This window comes from Kitasatospora sp. NPDC042419, assembly GCF_056437345.1.
This window is the reverse complement of record NZ_JBWKAW010000004.1, coordinates 99,213-116,139: the sequence shown is the minus strand read 5'-3', so window position 1 is coordinate 116,139 and position 16,927 is coordinate 99,213. Positions and strand designations below refer to the sequence as shown.

Below are 16,927 nucleotides of genomic sequence, written 5' to 3'. Positions count from 1 at the left end.
CGTGATCATCAGTCGCCGGTCACGGGTGGGTGGTCGCGCCGGTCGTCGGCCACCGCTCGCTCACCGGCCTCGCCCACGGCCTCACTCGCGGCCTCGGCCACCGGAACCGTGTTGAGCCGGGCGAGTCCGCTGCGGGTCGCGGCGACCACGATCCGGTCGCCCGGCTCCAGCCCCCTGGTCCGGTCGGCGTACTTCCACTGGTAGAGCTGCGGGTTGCGGGCCAGCCGGACGGCGAGGACCCGGACGCCGCCGGGGTCCTCCAGGTCGTGCCGGTTCAGGCCGATCAGGCCGCTGCCGACCTCGGCCCGCAGCTCGGCGATCAGCAGCACGTGCCGGAACACCGAGAGCGTGCCCAGCACCTCACGCCCCATCAGGGCTGCGGCGAAGGCCGGCGCGGAGAGGTAGGAGGTCGACCGGGACGCCGAGTTGTCCAGCGTGGCGTAGACGTGGTGGGCGAAGTTGTCGTCGAAGAGCCGGACCACCACGCGCACGTCGGGCCGGACGGCACGCGCCTCCAGCGCCGCCTCCAGGTTGGTCGCGTCGTCGCCGCTGACCGCGACGACGGCCCGGCTGCGCTTCAGCCGGGCCCGGCGCAGTTGCTCGGCGAGCGGTCCGTCGTCGACCACCACCGGGACGCCCAGCGCGCGGACCGCGGAGATGCCGCGGGCCTGCGGGTCGCGTTCGAGTCCGACCACCGGGACGCCGAGGCCGTGCAGTCGGGCGACCACCCGGGTGCCGACGTTGCCGAGTCCGATCACGATGACGTGGTCGCGGGTGCCCGCGCCCGGATTGCGGGGCTGGCCGCGCCGGCCGGAGGCGAGGACCTCGACCATGATGGCGGTGGCGACCGGCGCGAAGGTGATGCCGCAGAAGGTGATCACCACCTGGGCGATCCGCTGCCAGGTGCCGCCGGTGCCCGTCCCGGCGGCGGCGTCGGCGGGCTGGTCCGGCTGGGCCGCACCGGCCAGGTCGAGCAGCGAGACGTAGAGCGACCAGCCGAAGTCCCGGTTGAGGTACCAGAGCAGGCCGAAGGAGAGCAGCACCGCGGCCAGGGCGGTGATCAGCACCAGCCGGAGCCGGGCGCTGGTGAAGTAGCGCAGGGTGTCGAGCAGCCGCCAGCGCAACCGTCGCCACCAGGCGATCCGGACCGGCGGCTCGCTCGGCAGGGTCTGCAGTGCGGCGACCCCGCCGCCGGCCTCCGCGTCGGTCCCCTCCGCCCCGTCGGCGTCCCCGCCCCCGGCCCCGGCCCCGGCGGGCCCACCCGAGACACCCGAGTCACCTGAGTCGGTCGAGCCGCCCACATCACCCGGCTCACCCGGCTCACCCGGCGCGGCCGGCTCACCTGCCTCTCCGGCGCCCGCCGTCCCCGAGCTCCCGGCGGCGGTGGTTCCGGCGGCCCGGCGGGCGGCGGCGCCGGAGCGGATCGGCCCGTCGTCGCCGAACTCCCTGGCCAGCCGGACGAAGGAGGCCGAGTCCCCCTCCTGTTCGGGCAGCAGCCGGATCCGGCCGAGGTCCTGCCGGTCGATCTGGTCGGCGACGATGCAGATCCGGTTGGAGTCGATGTCCTCGTCGTAGGCGATGTGCAGGAAGCGGTCGCCGACCTGGACGGAGTTGGGGCGGGAGAGCGCGGCGTCGGCGAAGGCGGGGGCGGCGGTGGCGGAGCCGGAGAGTGCGGTGCCGTTCCTGAGCAGCCGCTCGATGTTCTCGCCGAGCCGCTGGTTGAACATCCGCAGCACGATGCGGATGTCCGGGTTGTGGCCCTGGGCGGAGAGCGCGGCGTGGATGTTCTCCTGGTCGCTGCCCTCGACCAGGGCGATGCCGCGCGCGGTCTCGACCCGGACGGCCCGCAGGGCCTCCTCGGTGACGCTGCTGTACTCGACGACGGCGGCGACCCCGTCGAGTTGCTCGATCTGCGGTGCGTGGTCGCGGGTCCGGTCCGGGACGAGGACCACCACGGGCACTTCGTAGTGTTCGACGAGTTCGAGCGTCAGGCGGTGCGCGAGCGCGTTTCCGCCGCAGACGATGTAGTGCTGACTGATCGGCTCGACCGGAGGGGTCCCCCACCCTTCAGAAGTCATATCGCCGGACGATATCGACGCCAGGTGAGGTCGAGATGGACTTCCGATGGCCTAGGGGAAACACCGGCCGGGGGAATCGTCACCGGAACCCGTCACCCGCACTCCGATCGCCCGAACGGGTGCATCCGGCGGGCGCGGCGCAGCACGCGCGGAGATCGTGAGGAACGACGACCCGCGCGGACCGCCCGACCGTGAGAGGTACGCCCACCCGCCCCGCTCCCCCAGGAGGACGCCACCGTGGTCTCCCCGATCATCACCCCCGACGGCTCCCCGGTACGGGGCCCGCTCGGACTGCTCGCCAAGGCCGCCTGGCAGGTCCTGCTGGTCGCCGGGCTCGTCTCGCTCGCCCTCGGGATCATCGTGTTCGTCTGGCCGGAGCAGACGCTGCTGGTGGTGGGCGTCCTGTTCGGCCTCTACCTGCTGGTCATCGGCATCGTCCAGCTGGTCGCCGCGTTCGGTACGCACGCCACGACCGCGCTGCGGGTGCTGGCGTTCATCAGCGGCGCGATCTGCGTGCTGCTCGGCCTGCTCTGTTTCCGCAGTGCCGCCCGGTCACTGCTGCTGCTGGCGATCTGGATCGGCATCGGCTGGCTCTTCCGGGGCATCACCCAGCTCGCCGCCGTGATCTCGGACGCGTCCATGCCGGCCCGGGGCTGGCAGGCCTTCGCCGGTGTGGCGAACACGCTGGCCGGCGTGCTGCTGATGGTCTGGCCGGTCGGTTCGATCACCGCGCTGACCATCCTCGCCGGATGCTGGCTGGTGATCCTGGGCTTGGTCGAGATCGTGACGGCGTTCCAGGTCCGGGGCACGGCCAAACGGATCCCCTCGGGCGTCTGACGCCCGCCCCGCCCTGCTCGCCCCCCGCCCCGCCCTGCTCGCCCCCCGCCCCGCCGGCCGGCCCCGGTCCGGACTGAACCGGAGCAGGGCGCGGCTCGGCGGGACACGGCAGCGCGCCCCGGGGCGACGCGAGGCGAACCGGCGCTCAGCGCCAGAGCGGGGCGTCCGTCCCCCAACGCCCCGGCGGGCGCGACCAGCCCGCCGGGGCGCCCTCGTACGCGACGGGCGACAGGGCGTGGCGCAGCCGCCCGTACGGCGAGTCGGTCTCGGTGATCCAGCGCGCCGGGTCGTACGGCTGGCCGTTCGGGGGGACGCGCGGGTCGGCAGTGGGCGGGATGCCGTGCAGCAGCCAGGAGGCGGTCCCGGCCAGCGAGAAGCGCAGGTGGCGTCCGCCGGGGCGGGTGGTGCGCTGCTCGGTGAGGGCGCGCAGGACCCCGGCGGCGATCAGGTAGCCGGTTCCGTGGTCGAGGGCCTGGGCCGGGAGTACGCCGGGGCGGCCGTCGGCGCCGGCCTCGATGTCGGCGATGCCGACGCCGGCCTGGACGAGGCTGTCGAAGCCGCGGCGGCCCGACCAGGGGCCGGTCCAGCCCCAGGCGTTCAGCTGGGCGACGACGAGGCCGGGACGGCGCTCCAGCAGCGCCTCGGGGGCGAGGCCGTGGGCGTCGAGGGAGCCGGGGCGGTAGCCGGTGACGACGACGTCGGCGGTGGCGAGCAGGTCCTCGAAGGCGGCCCGGTCCGCCGGTTCGGCGAGGTCCAGGCGGGTGGAGCGCTTGCCGAAGCCGGTGTCGGCGTGGGCGTCTTCCGCCTCGGGGAGCCGGGGCGAGTCGATCCGGAGCACGTCGGCGCCGAGCAGGGCGAGAGTGCGGGTGGCGACCGGGCCGGCGATGACCCGGGTGAGGTCGAGGACGCGGACCCCGGCGGCGGGTAGCGGGGCGGGGTCCAGGGGCCGGGGCGAGGCGGTGTCGACGATCCGGGTCTCGACCAGGGGCAGCTCGCTCTCCCGGACCGGCGCGACGGCGACGGCGAGCGCCCCGGCCGCGAACGCGCGCTCCTGGACCGATGCGGCCGGCTGTTCCCGCAGCACGGCGGCGAGCCGGTCGGGCCCGGTGTCGGCGGGCAGCGCGAGGGCGGTGAGCAGCCGGTCCCGGTGGTGCGGGTAGTTGGCGTGGGTGCGGAGCCAGCCGTCGGCGGTCTGCCAGAACCCGGAGAGCGGTGCGAAGGAGACCGGGGCGCGGTCGTCGATCCGCAGGTGGCGCTCGCTGACGAAAGCGGTGGCGACGGCGCCCTGGTCGATCCGGACCTCCGGTACCGCCCCCGGCCTCCGACCGGGGGTGCCCTCACCGCCGGTCCGCAGGGCGGCGAGTTCGGCGGCGGCCAGGGAGCAGGCGGCGACGGTGGCGCGGGCGAGCCGGCGGACCGGGAGGCGGGAGGGGAGTACGGCGTCGGGGCCGTGGAAGGCGACCCGTTCCAGCAGCGGCGCCGGACCGCCGAGGGCGGCCCAGGCGTCGGCGGTGGGTCGGTCCCCGACGGCTCCGGCGCCGCTGCCGGCTCCGGATGCGGCTCCGGATGCGGAGCCCGGGTCGGACGGTGTGAGCATCGAACGGTCTGTCATGCCCGCATTCTGCTCCCGTCCTCAGGCGGTCGCCGTGACCCCCGCCACCAGCATCAGCAGTACCGCCGAGACGACCGTCATCCGGCGGGCGGCGGTGGGGTCGGCCCCGAAGCGGCCGCCGAGCCGCCCGCTGGCGTGCGCGACCAGGCCGTAGACGACGGCGCAGGCCAGCACGTTGAGTGTGCCGAGCACGAGCACCTGGCCACCGACCGGGAGTCCGGCGGCGGGGTCGACGAACTGCGGCACCAGGGAGAGGTAGAGCAGCAGGCCCTTCGGGTTGAGCAACGCGGTGAGCATGGACTGGCGCAGCACGGTGGCGGTGGGCTGCGGCCGGGGTTCGGCGAGTGCGGTGCCGCCCCGGCCCCGGCGGAGCGCGATCAGCATGGTGGCGGCGAGGACCAGCAGGTAGACGGCGCCGGTGAGGCGCAGGACGGGCAGGGCGGCGGGGACGGCGCGCAGGGCGGCGGCGAGTCCGGCGCTGGAGAGCAGGGTGTGGACGGCGTAGCCGGCACAGACCCCGGCGACGGCGGTCAGCGCGGCGCGGCGGCCCTGGCCGAGGCCGCGGGCGGCTATGTAGAGCCAGTCGGGGCCGGGGGTGCAGACCAGCAGCAGGTCGACCCCCAGGAAGAGGAGGAGGGCGTGGGTGTCCATGGGAGGTGACCTGTCGTGTTCGGCCGGGCGGGTTCCGGTCACTGAAGGTAGCCGGACAGGGCTGGCACACGATGGCTACTTCGTGCTCGCACGTGCCGTGGTTTGGCAGAATGTTGCGCCATGGACCGCATCGACCGCAGAATCCTCCACGAGCTCCAGCAGGACGGCCGTCTCACCAACGCCGAACTGGCCGCGAGGGTGGACCTCACCCCCTCGCCCTGCCTGCGCCGGGTCCGGCAGTTGGAGCAGGACGGCGTGATCCGCGGCTACCGGGCGCTGCTGGACGGCGCGGCGGTCGGGCGTGGCTTCCAGCCCTTCGTGACGATCACGATGCGCCACGAGGACCAGGTCACGGTGGCGGAGTTCGAGCGGCGGGTGGCGGAGCTGCCGGAGGTGGTCGAGGCGCACCGGCTGTTCGGGGAGCCGGACTACCTGCTGCGGATCGCGGTGGCGGACATCGCCGCGTACGAGCGGTTCATCACGGACGTGCTCTCCGGGCTGCCGGGGATCGCCCAGGTCAACTCCCACCTGACGATGAAGCAGGTCAAGGCGGACCGGGGCATCCCGACCGGCGTCTGAGCCCCGGAGCACCCGCGGGCCGGAGCCGCGCGGGCTCTTCGGTACGCACCGGCGCAGGCAACCTCAGGCACGCCGGAACACAGCCACGCACGCGCACAGCCACTCAGGCACACAGGCAACCTCAAACACCCACAGACGGTCCCAGGAGGCCCGCATGGACCCCGCGTACGCGATCCGCAGGCTCGATCTCGGCTACTTCGTCCGCCCGGCGTCGGAGGCCGGCGGCCCGGAACCGAGGGTGGAACCGGCGCTCGCCTATCTGGTGCGGCGGCCGGAGGGGCTGCTGCTGTTCGACACCGGGCTGGGTGAGGGCGACCCGGAGACCGACGCGCACTACCGGCCGGTGCGGCGGCCGTTGTCGGCGGCGCTGGCGGCGGCGGGGGTGGCACCGGGCGACGTCGACCTGGTGGTCAACTGCCATCTGCACTTCGACCACTGCGGGGGCAATCCGCTGCTGGCCGGGACGCCGGTACTGGTGCAGTCGGTGGAGCTGGCGACGGCCCGGGCGGGCGACTACACGATCGACTCGCTGGTGGACTTCCCGGGTGCGCTCTACCGGGAGCTGTCCGGGGAGGCCGAGGTCTGGCCGGGGGTGCGGGTGGTGCCGACACCCGGTCACACGGCCGGACACCAGTCGCTGGCGGTGACCGGGCCGGACGGCGGCACCGTGGTGCTGGCCGGCCAGGCGTACGACTTCGCGTTCGAGTACGGCTCGGCGGTGCTGGCCCGGCGGGCGGCCCGCGAGGGGATCGTCGGGGCGCCGCTGCCCGGGTACCCGGCGTGGGTGGACCGGCTGGTCGACCTCGCCCCGCGCCGGGTGCTGTTCGCGCACGACCACGCGGTCTGGGAGCCCGCCGACGACCGGGCCTGACCGGCGGGGACGGCCCGGTCGGCCCGACCGGCGGTCCCAGGCCGTCCCGACCTTGGGCCCGGCGGTCCCGGCGGTCCCGGCGTGAGCGACGTTCAGAAGGTGAACCGCAGCGACCGGACCCGGTGGTCGAAGCTGGACGGGATCAGCTCCGGCTCGCCGACCGAGCGGACCTCGGGCAGGCGGGTGAACAGCTCGCGGTAGAGCACCTTCATCTCCTGCCGGGCGAGGTGCGCGCCGAGGCAGTAGTGCGGTCCGCCACCGCCGAAGCCGAGGTGGGGGTTGGGGCTGCGGGTGATGTCGAAGACGTCCGGGTCGGTGAAGACGGTCTCGTCCCGGTTGGCGGAACCGAAGTAGAGCACCGCCTTGTCCCCGGCCCGCAGCAGCGGGCCGTCGGGCCCGCCGAGCCGGTGGTCGACGGCCAGGGTGCGGCGGAACTGGATGATCGGTGTGGCGTGGCGGACGATCTCGTCCACCGCTCCGCCGAGGTGCCGGTCGAGGTCGCCGAGGAGCAGGGCCCGTTGCTCGGGGTGGGTGGTGAGCAGGTGGAGTCCGTGCGCGAGGGCGTTGCGGGTGGTCTCGACGCCGGCGACGAGCAGCAGGGAGAAGAAGGCGCCGAGTTCGCGGCCGGTGAGGCGGCGGCCGTCGACGTCGGCGGTGACGAGGGCGGTGACGAGGTCGTCGGTGGGACGGCGGCGGCGCTCGCGGCCGAGGTCGGCGACCATGCGCTGCATCCGGGCCAGGGCCAGCAGGCCGCGGCCGGGCATCCGGAGGCGGGCGCGCAGCGGGCGGGCCACGCCGGTGTGCTCGGAGGCGTGGTTGACCTGGTCGAGGATGGCGCGGCGGGGCTCCTCGGGGATGCCCATCATGTTGCAGATGACCTGGAAGGGGAGTTCGGCGGCGACCGAGGTGACGAAGTCCTCGGGCCGCTCGCGCTCCGCCCGGTCGACCAGGTCGGCGGCGACCCGCCGGATGTCGTCCTCGACCCTGGAGATCAGCCGCGGGGTGAAGGCCCGGGAGACGATGCGGCGCAGCTGGGCGTGGCGGGGGTCGTCGAGGTTGACCATGGAGTCGCCGAACAGCAGTCGGACCCATCCCGCCGGTTCGGGGGTGGTGACGCCGGGTCCGCTGAGGAAGACCGCGGGGGTTCGGCTGGCCTCGACGACGTCGGCGTGCCGGACGAGGGCGTGGAAGCCGCGTCCGGGGCGGCCGTCGGCGGGTTCGCCGAAGCGGGCGGGGGCGGGGAGGCGGCGCAGGTCGGCGAAGGCGGCGGCCCGGACGGAGGCGGGCAGCCGCCAGAACGCGGGGTCGGCGAGGTCGGCGGGGCCGGTGCCGAGGTCGCCGGCAGCGGGGTCGCCGGCCGCGGGGGCACCGGGTGCGGCCGCGTCGCGCGCGTCCGCGTCGGGTGCGGCATCGGCGGGTGCGGCATCGGCGTCGGGTGTGGCGGCGGTGCTCATGCCTGTCCTCCTGCCCCTCTCGCGCCCCATGTGTCCGGGGTCACATCACAGGGGCACATCTAGTACGCACCGGAAGGGAAGCTGTCAAACCATCCTGGTGATGCGACTAACGGATATTCAGGTGCAGACGTCGCAACCGGGACCTCCGTACCGTCGTGAACCAGCCACCGCACGGCGCCCGCCGGCCCCACCGTTCCCTCCGCTCCCGGAGGGCGGTGGTGCCCGAACGGCTTGCCCGGAGGCACGGCCCCCGAGGTGGCCGGACGCACCGCGACGGGGGTGGAACCGGCCAATACCGGAGGGTGCGGTACTGGCCGACGGAGGCGGGTGCGACGATGAGTGTCATCGTGATGACCGACCGGATCCGCTCGCTGCGCGCCGTGGTCTTCGCCGCGCTCTGCGTGGCGCTGGCCGCCACGGCGCACGTCGCCATGGCCGGCGCCGGGGTCTCCCCGCCGGTGCTGGCGGGCGCCTTCGGTCTCACCCTCGGTCTCACCTGGCTGCTGGCCGGGCGGCGGCGCGGGCTCGGACTGATCAGCGTCTGGATGGTGGCCGCGCAGACCGCGCTGCACCTGACGTTCGAACAGGCCGGCGCGCTCGCCGGGGGCGGCGGGTTCGGCCGGCTGGCCGGGACCGACTGGGCCTCGCTGCTGCTCTGCAATCCGGAGGCGGCACCCACCGGCCTCTCCCCGGACGACCTGGCCCGGATGGCCGGGCTCGATCCCGCGGTGCCGCCGGCCGGACCGGCGGCGACCGCCGTGCACCACGCCCACGGCGCGGTGACGGTGGCCGGTGCGGCCGACCCGTCCGCGGCGGCCGGCGCCGCGGTGCCGGAGCACGGTGTGGCGGCTCACGGGGCGGCGGCGCACGACATGGCCGCGCACGGCATGACACCCGGCATGATCGCCGCCCACGTGCTGGCCGCGCTGGCCTGCGCACTGCTGCTCTGGCGCGGTGAGGCCGCCCTGGCGCGGCTGTTCGAACTGCTCGGCGCGCTGGGTTCGGTGCTGGCGGGGGCGCTGCTGGTGCCGCTGCTGGCGCTGTTCGGCTGTCCGGTCGGCTTCCGGCCGCCGGTCGCGCCCAGACCCGCCGGCCACCGGACTCGGCCGCCCCGCCTGGTGCTGCTGTCGCACGCCCTGGTCCGACGCGGTCCGCCGTCCCTCGCGTTCGCCCGCTGACGCGCCCGCCGACTCCCCCGGACTCCGCCGATGTCCGGGTGCCCGGTGGGCAGGTCGCCCTGCGCCGTGCCGCCGGACGCCGCGCACTCCCGAGTACCGCTACTCCCGAGTGCCGCCGCTGCCGCCGCGACGCCAGGGTCCGGGTCCGCACGTGCCGCCGCTCCGCCGTTCCGGCGGGGCCGGTCGGCGCGCCCGGCCCACCGACGCCGAGGGTGCCGCCCGCAGCGGCACCGCCCCTGTCTTCCCCTCAGGACCTTCCATGCCTGACTACGACGGCGCACCGGCCTCGTCCGGCGCCACCGTCCTACCGCGTCCGCCCGTCGTCCCCCTGTCCGGGACGACCCGACCCCGCGTTGCCCCGCTCCGCCGCGAGGCGGCCGAGGAGCTTCGCCGACCATTCCTCCGAGGGTCCGCCGACCGCGTCCGCGAGCAGCGGGCCGCGCAGTCGCTCCGCCCGCTCCAGCCACTCCCGGCAGGCCGCGCAGCGCGCGACGTGCTTGTCCAGCCGACGGTCCGGCACACCGGCCGGCTCGCCGTCGAGGCGGGCGGACAGAGCGGTACGGAGTTGCGCGCATCTCATGTGACCATCGTCCCGCACCCCTTCCGAAGTGCGACCTCCCGGGTGGGAGGCCGCCGTGGATGACGAACAGCTGACCGCGCTCGCCCTGACCGCCCGGGAGGGCCGGTCCGCCGACGTCGAGGCATTCGTCCGGGCGACCCAGCGGGACGTCTGGCGGTTCGTCGCCCACCTCACCGACGTGCAGTCCGCCGACGACCTGGCCCAGGAGACGTTCCTCCGGGCCCTGCGCAGCCTGCCGGGGTTCGCCGGACGCTCCTCGGCCCGCACCTGGCTGCTGTCGATCGCCCGCCGGACGGTCATCGACCGGTACCGCACCGCCGCCGCCCGGCCGCGCTGCGCCGCACTGCCGGACTGGCAGGAGGCCGCCGAGCGGCAGGGCACCCCGCCCGCCGCCGGCTTCGAGGACGGCGTGGCGCTCGACGACCTGCTGGACCGGGTGCCCGCGCAGCGGCGCGAGGCCTTCGTGCTCACCCAGGTGGTCGGGCTGAGCTACGCGGAGGCCGCCGAGGTGGCCGGCTGCCCGGTCGGCACCGTCCGGTCCCGGGTCGCCCGGGCCCGGGAGGAGCTGATAGCCCGCCTGCGGGCGGCCGAGACCGGCGACGCGCCCCCGGGTGCGCAGGCCGAACTGGCCGCCGCCTGCTGAAGCGGTCCGCGCCCGGCAGGGCGGCCGCACCTCCGGAGGGCGGCGCACGGCGGAACCCCCGTCGCGCGCCGCCCTCCGGCACGCCCGGAACCCGTGCCGCACGCCCCCTCCGGCACGCCCGGGCACCCTCCGGAGCGCCTTCCGGAACAGCCTCCGGAACGGCAGCGGGCACGCCCGGGGCGGACAGGATCGGCCACGATCGTCATGATCCGGCCAAGTCACAAAAATCCCTCACCTGTTCGGAACTCACCCTCACGTGCCTCCGACTGCTGTACCGGACCCCGCCGCCGAGGTGGTGTCCGAACGGCACGGGGAACGGACGGAGGATGACCCATGGCAGCGCAGCAGTCGCCCGCCACCAGCAAGGCGGGTGACGACCCGGCGCGGTCGGAGGACCGGTGGAGCCTGGTCGTCGCCGCCGGGCTGATCTCGTTCGTCGCGATGCTCGACATGAACGTCGTCAACCTCGCGCTCACCGACATCGCCGACGCCCTCGACGTCTCCTCGACCACCGCCCAGTGGGCCGTGCTCGGCTACCAGCTCCCCCTGGTCGCCCTGCTGCTGCCCGCAGGGCGGTGGCTGGACCAGGTCGGCCTCCGCTCGGCGCTGCTCTTCTCGGTCGGCTGCTTCGCCCTGTGCAGCGCGCTGGCCGCCGCCGCACCGTGGGCGAGCTGGCTGATCGCCGCCCGGCTGGCCCAGGGCGCCTTCGGCGCCGTGCTGTTCGTCCTGATGCCGGTGCTCGCGGCCACCGCCGTCCGGCCCGAGCTGCGCGGTCGGGCGATGAGCGTGCCCGCCACCCTCGGCCCGCTCGGCGCCGTCACCGGCCCGGTGATCGGCGGCCTGCTGCTGGACCACGTCGGCTGGCGGGCGATCTTCCTGGTCAAGCTGCCGATCTGCCTGGCCGCCTGGCTGATCACCCGGCGCGACGCCCCGCGCGGCGGCCGACTGCGGCTGCCCGACCGCAGCTCGCTGGGCGACGCCGCGCTGATCGGCTCCGCGGTGGCCGCCGTCCTGCTGGGCCTCACCCTGGCACCGGACGCGCCGCTCTGGCTGCTGCTCGTCCTGCCCGCCGCACCGCTGACGCTGTTCTGGCTGCGCCGGCCCGGCGGGAAGCCGGTCGCGGCCGTCATGCGGGCCTCCGGCACCGCCGCCGTGAACGCCTCGGTGCTGGCCCTGGCCGCCGGGTTCGCCGCCAACCACTACCTGCTCGCCCAGTACCTGCGCCGCGACGACGGGGTCAGCGCCACCGGGACCGCGCTCACCATGCTGGCGTTCCCGCTCGGCATGGTGGTGGCCGGCCGGTTCGGCGGACGCCTCGCCGACCGCTGGGGTGCCCGCCCGACCGCGCTGACCGGCGCCGCCGTGACCGCCTTCGGCCTGCTGCTGCTCGTCCCGGTGGACACCGGGTGGTCGTCGGTCGACATCGCCTGGCGGCTCGCGCTGGCCGGCACCGGCATGGGCCTCAACGGCGGGCCGATCCAGGCCCTGGTGATGAGTTCCGCCCCGCGGGACCAGATGGCCACCGCCGGCTCGGCCGTCCAGCTCGCCCGCAGCCTCGGGTTCGCGCTCGGCCCGGCGCTCGGCACCGCCGCCACCCTCTACGGCGCCACCGAGGTCGCCGGCGTCCGGGCCGGGCTCACGCTCGCCGGACTCGTCGCCGTCCTCGCCGTCGTCCTCCTGACCCTGCACCACCGCACCAACCGCGCCGCCGGAGCCACCGGCGGCGACAGCACCAAGGGCGCCACCAGCACCAACCGGACGATCCGCAGCAGAGTGTGACCCCACGTCACACCTCCTCCTGCGCACCACAGATCCCGACCGGAGGAAACACCCGCATGACCGACACCGTCCACGACCCGGCCTCGGCCGGCCAGACCGGCGCGACAGAGGCGACGTCGGCGGCACCCGCCGCCGACGCGCCGCGCTGCCCGTTCGGCTACGACGAACTCCCCGACCCGGTACCGCTGTACGGGGCGGAGTACAAGAGCGACCCCTATCCGCTGTACCGGCAGATGCGCGCCGCCGGCCCCGTGCACCGGGTGAAGTTCCCGAGCGGCGTCGGCGCCTGGCTGGTGACCGGCTACAAGGCCGCGCACGAGGCGCTCAACGACCCGCGGTTCGGCAAGAACCACGACCTCGGCAACGAGGAGTGGCGCCGGCTCGCCTCGATCATGCCGGAGCCACAGCACTCCCAGCTCCAGGTGCACCTCCTGCACCAGGACCCGCCGAAGCACACCACCATGCGCCGGCTCGTCCTGGACGCCTTCTCACCGCGCCGGGTGGAGTCGCTGCGCCCGCGCATCCAGGAGCTGGCCGACACCCTGATCGACGAACTGCCGGAGACCGCCCCGGCCGGCGGCGCCGACCTGGTGGCGGGCTTCGCGGCCCACTACCCGTTCCGCGTGCTGGCCGAGGTGATCGGCCTGCCGCAGGAACTGGCCGTCCGCTTCGACCGCGACTGGGGCAAGGTGGTGCAACCGGTCGGCCCGCAGGACCCGGGCCGACCGGCGTACGAGGGCCGCCTGCGCGGCCTGCAGGGGTACATCGCCGACGTGGTCGCGCACAAGCGTGCGACCTACGACCCCGCCGGCCCCGACGTGGATCTGCTCGGCCGGCTCGTCACGGCGTGCGACGCCGGCGAGTTGAGCCCCGAGGAGCTCGACTCGATGGTGTTCCAGCTGCTGGTCGCCGGCCAGGAGCCGGTCACCAACCAGATCACCACCATGCTGATCACCCTGCTGCGCCACCCGGAGCAGCTCGACCGGCTGCGGGCCGCACTCACCGCGGAGGCCGGCGACGAGGCCGCCGATCCGCGGCTGCTCACCCGCGCCATCGAGGAACTCCTGCGCTACGACGGCGCGTTCGAACTCACCACCTGGCGGTTCTTCGCCGAGGACAGCGACCTGCACGGGACCACCGTCCCGGCCGGCGACTCGGTGATCATCTCGCTCAACGCCGCCAACCGTGACGAGGAGCAGTTCCCGGACGCCGACGTCCTGGACTTCGACCGCTCCCCCAACGCCCACCTGTCCTTCGGACACGGTATCCACTTCTGCCCCGGGGCGGCGCTGGCCCGGGCCGAACTCCAGATCGCCATCGGCACGTTGCTCACCCGTCTGCCCGGGCTCCGGCCGTCGGCCGCCGACGGCGAGGAGATCGACTCGCTCGCCTGGGTGCCCGCCGTCCTGGCCCGTGGGGTGAACCGGCTCCCGGTCGCCTACGACAAGCGGGCCTGACCGGCCCGCCCGAGCTCCACTCGGCATCCACCACAGCGTCCCGGCGACCGTCGCCGGGGCGTGGCTCCGCCTGCCCGAAGCCCGTAACCCGTTCCGTGGAGGACCAGCATGCCGCCCGCCGGCACCGTCACCAGCAACTCGCAGCCCAGCAACGCCCAGTCCGGCAACGACAACGCCGGGTACACCGCACCGGACCCGCAGACCGTCGCCCGCATCTCCGCCGAGATCGTCGACCTGCTGCTGCCGCACCGCCGCGCCTCCGACCCGGAGGTCGACACCACTCCCGACGACTTCCCGCTCCAACTGGAGCAGTTGGCGGACTTCATCACCGCCGGCGACCCGATCCTGTTCACCCTGCCCGGCTTCCCCTGCAAGTCGCCCAACCTGGCCAAGGTGCTCGGCCACCTGCCCGACGAGGGCGAGCGGCTCTCGCTCACCTTCCTCAACGGGCTCTGCGAGCAGATCGGCAAGCTCTACGAGCCCGGTGCCCAGATCCTGATCTGCTCCGACGGGCACATCTTCGGCGACCTGATCCACGTCCCCGACGACCACATCGACGAGTACTCGGACGCGCTGACCGCGATGATCGAGCGCGAGGGCCTCTCCCACCTCGCCACCTTCGACCTGCGGGCCGTCCTCGGCGACCTCCCCTTCGACGAGAAGCGCGCCCGGGTGCACGAGAAGTACGCGCCGACCAAGGAGGAGCTGCGCGAGCAGATCCTCACCGACGAGGAGACCGCCAAGCTCTACCGCGGGATCACCCGGTTCCTCACCGAGGACACCTTCGGCTTCGAGGGCACCAAGTCCGCGCTGCAGCGCGACTGCCGTGCGCGCGCCTACGGCGTCATCCAGCGCAGCCGCGCCTGGGGCGACCTGATCGCCGAGCAGCACCCCCGGTCGTTCCGGCTCTCCATCCACCCGCAGAAGGCCGGCGTGCTGAAGTTCGGCATCCGGCTGCTGGAGCACTCCGACGTGTGGATGACCCCGTGGCACTCCTCGGTCCTCCACCGCCAGGACGGCGGCTGGGAGCTGAAGCGCAGCGAGGAGGCCGCGAAGGTGGGCCGACTGGTCGAGCGCAACGGCCGTCCGAGCCACTACGAGACCTCCTGAGGCTCAGCCGGGGCCGGCACCGTCGCCGGCCCCGGCTCCAGGCCCGGCTCCCGCCCCGACTCCAGCCGTCCCGGATCCCGCCCCTGCTCCCGCCCGGACTCCCGCTTCGTCGCCGCCCCGGTCCGGGGTAACGACGCGACCTGAGCCTTGACGCCCGGTCCCGTGCCCGGACCCACGACGGGATCCATAACGGGACCCACGCCCGGACCCGTCGACAGCGGCCCCGCGCCCGACCGGTCCGGCACCCCGGCCGGCGTCCGGTGGTCGAAGGCGATCAACGGGTCACCGGTGAGCGGGTGTTCGACCACCGCCGCCCGCACGCCGAACACCTCGGCGAGCAGCTCGGCGGTCAGCACGTCCCGCGGCGTCCCGGAGGCCACCAGGGTGCCGCGGTGCAGCACGTGCAGCCGGTCGCAGACCGAGGCGGCGGCGTTCAGGTCGTGCAGCGCGACCAGCGTGGTACGGCGCTGCTCGCGCAGCAGCGCGAGCAGCTCGACCTGGTGCCGGACGTCCAGGTGGTTGGTCGGCTCGTCCAGCACCAGGACGTCCGGCTGCTGGGCCAACGCCCGCGCCAACAGGACGCGTTGGCGCTCACCGCCGGAGAGCTGGGCGAACCGGCGGTGGTCGGCGTCGGCCATCCCGACCCGGCGCAGCGCGTCGTCGACCAGCCGGTGGTCCTCGGCGTCGTCCGCGGCGAACGCCTTCTTGTACGGGGTGCGGCCCATCGCCACCACCTCGCGGACGGTCAACTCGAAGTCCCCGCCGCGTTCCTGGGGCAGCGCGCCGATGTGCCGGGCGGACTGCGCCGGGGTCAGCCCGGACAGTTCCCGCCCCGCGAGCAGGACCCGCCCGGCGCTCGGCTTGAGGTGCCGGTAGACGGTGCGCAGCAGACTGGACTTGCCACTGCCGTTGGGACCGACCAGGCCGGCGATCTCGCCCTCCTTGGCGACCAGGTGGACGCCGGACACCACCGTCCGCCCGGCGAGGGCGACGCTCAGGTCCTCGACCGCGATTCTCAATTCCGCTCCAGTCGTCGGTCCAGCAGGTAGAGCAGGGTGGGCGCGCCGAGCAGGGCGGTGACCACGCCGATCGGCACCTCCTGGCCGTCCAGTGCGGTCCGGGCGAGCAGGTCCACGACGACCAGCAGCACCGCACCGGTGAGTGCGGAGAGCGGCAGCAGCCGTCGGTGGTCGCCGCCGAGCAGGAGGCGGCAGACGTGCGGGACCATCAGGCCGACGAAGCCGATCGCGCCGGAGACGGCGACCAGGACGCCGGTGAGGACGCTGGTGACGGCGAAGATCTCGCGGCGCAGCCGGACCACGTCGACGCCGAGGCCGGCCGCGGTCTCGTCACCCATCAGCATGGCGTTGAGCCCCCGGGCGCGGCCCTGGAGCAGGGCCAGCCCGAGGGCCACGGCGGCGGCGGGGACGGCGAGTTGCCCCCAGGTGGCGCCGCCCAGGCTGCCCATCAGCCAGAACAGCACGCCCCGGGTCTGCTGCTCGTCGCCGGTCTGCAGCACCAGGTAGCTGGTGAGACCGGTGAGGAACTGGCCGATGCCGATGCCGGCCAGCACCAGGCGCAGCGGGGAGAATCCCCCACCGCGCCTGGCCAGCAGCCAGACCAGGGAGAACGCGCCGAGCGCGCCGAGGAACGCGGCGAGCGAGACGGTGAGCCCGGCCACGCCGCCGAGGTTCATCTCCAGGCCCAGGCCGGTGCCGAGGACGATCACGGCGACGGCGCCGAGCGAGGCGCCGGAGGAGATGCCGAGCAGGTACGGGTCGGCGAGCGGGTTGCGGACCAGTGCCTGCACGGCGGTGCCGACCAGGCCGAGGCCGGCCCCGACCATGGCCGCCAGGAGGGCGCGGGGGACGCGCAGTTGCCAGACGATGAGGTCGCGGGTACCGGGCGCGGGGTGCTGCCCGGTGAGCCGTCGGCCGACCACGGACCAGACCTCGCCGGGCGGGATGTCCACCGAGCCGAGCGAGACGGCGGCGGTCAGGGCGACGACGAGGGCGGCGGTGAGGACGGCCGCCAGCGGCCCGGCGCGCAGCGTACGGCCGCTGCTCCGCCGGGCGGCGACGGTGGCCGAGACCACGGC

General features: G+C 74.7%; 14 protein-coding genes and 1 pseudogene. 8 read left to right on the top strand and 7 right to left on the bottom strand.

Annotated elements, in window-relative coordinates; genetic code table 11:
* Window positions 1–8 precede the first annotated feature (8 nt).
* Window positions 9–2,078 carry an NAD-binding protein gene (locus AC067J_RS10335; RefSeq protein ID WP_478297552.1) on the bottom strand — a complete coding sequence of 690 codons (2,070 nt, stop codon included), beginning with the start codon at window positions 2,076–2,078 and terminating at the stop codon, window positions 9–11.
* Between the two features lie 237 nt (window positions 2,079–2,315).
* Between AC067J_RS10335 and AC067J_RS10330 the strand changes: the two genes are divergently transcribed.
* Window positions 2,316–2,915, top strand: coding sequence for an HdeD family acid-resistance protein (locus AC067J_RS10330; protein WP_478297550.1), 600 nt, complete (start codon window positions 2,316–2,318; stop codon window positions 2,913–2,915).
* Window positions 2,916–3,060: 145 nt separating this feature from the next.
* On the opposite strand, the gene AC067J_RS10325 is transcribed toward AC067J_RS10330, so the two are convergent.
* Both AC067J_RS10325 and AC067J_RS10320 read right to left on the bottom strand, forming a co-directional pair.
* On the bottom strand, window positions 3,061–4,527 hold the full coding sequence (locus tag AC067J_RS10325) for a CoA transferase (protein WP_478297548.1): 1,467 nt from the start codon (window positions 4,525–4,527) through the stop codon (window positions 3,061–3,063).
* A 21-nt stretch (window positions 4,528–4,548) separates the two neighbouring features.
* Window positions 4,549–5,178 (bottom strand): LysE family translocator, encoded by a 630-nt coding sequence (locus AC067J_RS10320; protein WP_478297546.1) that lies wholly within the window; start codon window positions 5,176–5,178, stop codon window positions 4,549–4,551.
* 120 nt (window positions 5,179–5,298) lie between these two features.
* Between AC067J_RS10320 and AC067J_RS10315 the strand changes: the two genes are divergently transcribed.
* Both AC067J_RS10315 and AC067J_RS10310 read left to right on the top strand, forming a co-directional pair.
* Window positions 5,299–5,757 (top strand): Lrp/AsnC family transcriptional regulator, encoded by a 459-nt coding sequence (locus AC067J_RS10315; RefSeq protein ID WP_478297544.1) that lies wholly within the window; start codon window positions 5,299–5,301, stop codon window positions 5,755–5,757.
* Between the two features lie 154 nt (window positions 5,758–5,911).
* Window positions 5,912–6,628, top strand: coding sequence for an MBL fold metallo-hydrolase (locus tag AC067J_RS10310; protein WP_478297542.1), 717 nt, complete (start codon window positions 5,912–5,914; stop codon window positions 6,626–6,628).
* Between the two features lie 92 nt (window positions 6,629–6,720).
* Here the strand turns inward: AC067J_RS10310 and AC067J_RS10305 are convergent, their stop codons facing one another.
* Window positions 6,721–8,082, bottom strand: coding sequence for a cytochrome P450 (locus tag AC067J_RS10305; RefSeq protein ID WP_478297540.1), 1,362 nt, complete (start codon window positions 8,080–8,082; stop codon window positions 6,721–6,723).
* A gap of 335 nt (window positions 8,083–8,417) precedes the next feature.
* On the opposite strand from AC067J_RS10305, the gene AC067J_RS10300 reads away from it, so the two are divergent.
* Complete coding sequence (locus tag AC067J_RS10300; protein WP_478297538.1) at window positions 8,418–9,260, top strand: hypothetical protein; 843 nt, start codon at window positions 8,418–8,420, stop codon at window positions 9,258–9,260.
* A 304-nt stretch (window positions 9,261–9,564) separates the two neighbouring features.
* Here AC067J_RS10300 and AC067J_RS10295 read toward each other — a convergent pair whose 3' ends face one another.
* Window positions 9,565–9,840 (bottom strand): zf-HC2 domain-containing protein, encoded by a 276-nt coding sequence (locus tag AC067J_RS10295; RefSeq protein WP_478297536.1) that lies wholly within the window; start codon window positions 9,838–9,840, stop codon window positions 9,565–9,567.
* 55 nt (window positions 9,841–9,895) lie between these two features.
* Between AC067J_RS10295 and AC067J_RS10290 the strand changes: the two genes are divergently transcribed.
* From AC067J_RS10290 to AC067J_RS10275, 4 genes are all read left to right on the top strand, one after another.
* Window positions 9,896–10,483 carry a sigma-70 family RNA polymerase sigma factor gene (locus tag AC067J_RS10290; protein ID WP_478297534.1) on the top strand — a complete coding sequence of 196 codons (588 nt, stop codon included), beginning with the start codon at window positions 9,896–9,898 and terminating at the stop codon, window positions 10,481–10,483.
* Between the two features lie 333 nt (window positions 10,484–10,816).
* The gene (locus AC067J_RS10285) at window positions 10,817–12,262 is read left to right on the top strand and encodes an MFS transporter (RefSeq protein ID WP_478297533.1); all 1,446 of its coding nucleotides are present in this window, start codon (window positions 10,817–10,819) and stop codon (window positions 12,260–12,262) included.
* A 56-nt stretch (window positions 12,263–12,318) separates the two neighbouring features.
* Window positions 12,319–13,719 carry a cytochrome P450 family protein gene (locus tag AC067J_RS10280; RefSeq protein ID WP_478297531.1) on the top strand — a complete coding sequence of 467 codons (1,401 nt, stop codon included), beginning with the start codon at window positions 12,319–12,321 and terminating at the stop codon, window positions 13,717–13,719.
* A 108-nt stretch (window positions 13,720–13,827) separates the two neighbouring features.
* Entirely contained in the window at window positions 13,828–14,829 is a 1,002-nt protein-coding gene (locus AC067J_RS10275; protein ID WP_478297529.1) for an L-tyrosine/L-tryptophan isonitrile synthase family protein, read from the top strand.
* A 245-nt stretch (window positions 14,830–15,074) separates the two neighbouring features.
* On the opposite strand, the pseudogene AC067J_RS10270 reads toward AC067J_RS10275, so the two are convergent.
* Together AC067J_RS10270 and AC067J_RS10265 are read right to left on the bottom strand one after the other, a co-directional pair.
* Window positions 15,075–15,848, bottom strand: a pseudogene (locus tag AC067J_RS10270) (ABC transporter ATP-binding protein); the annotation flags it as partial.
* On the bottom strand, window positions 15,845–16,924 hold the full coding sequence (locus tag AC067J_RS10265; protein ID WP_478297527.1) for a FecCD family ABC transporter permease: 1,080 nt from the start codon (window positions 16,922–16,924) through the stop codon (window positions 15,845–15,847). The pseudogene AC067J_RS10270 and the gene AC067J_RS10265, both read right to left, overlap by 4 nt.
* Window positions 16,925–16,927: the final 3 nt, after the last annotated feature.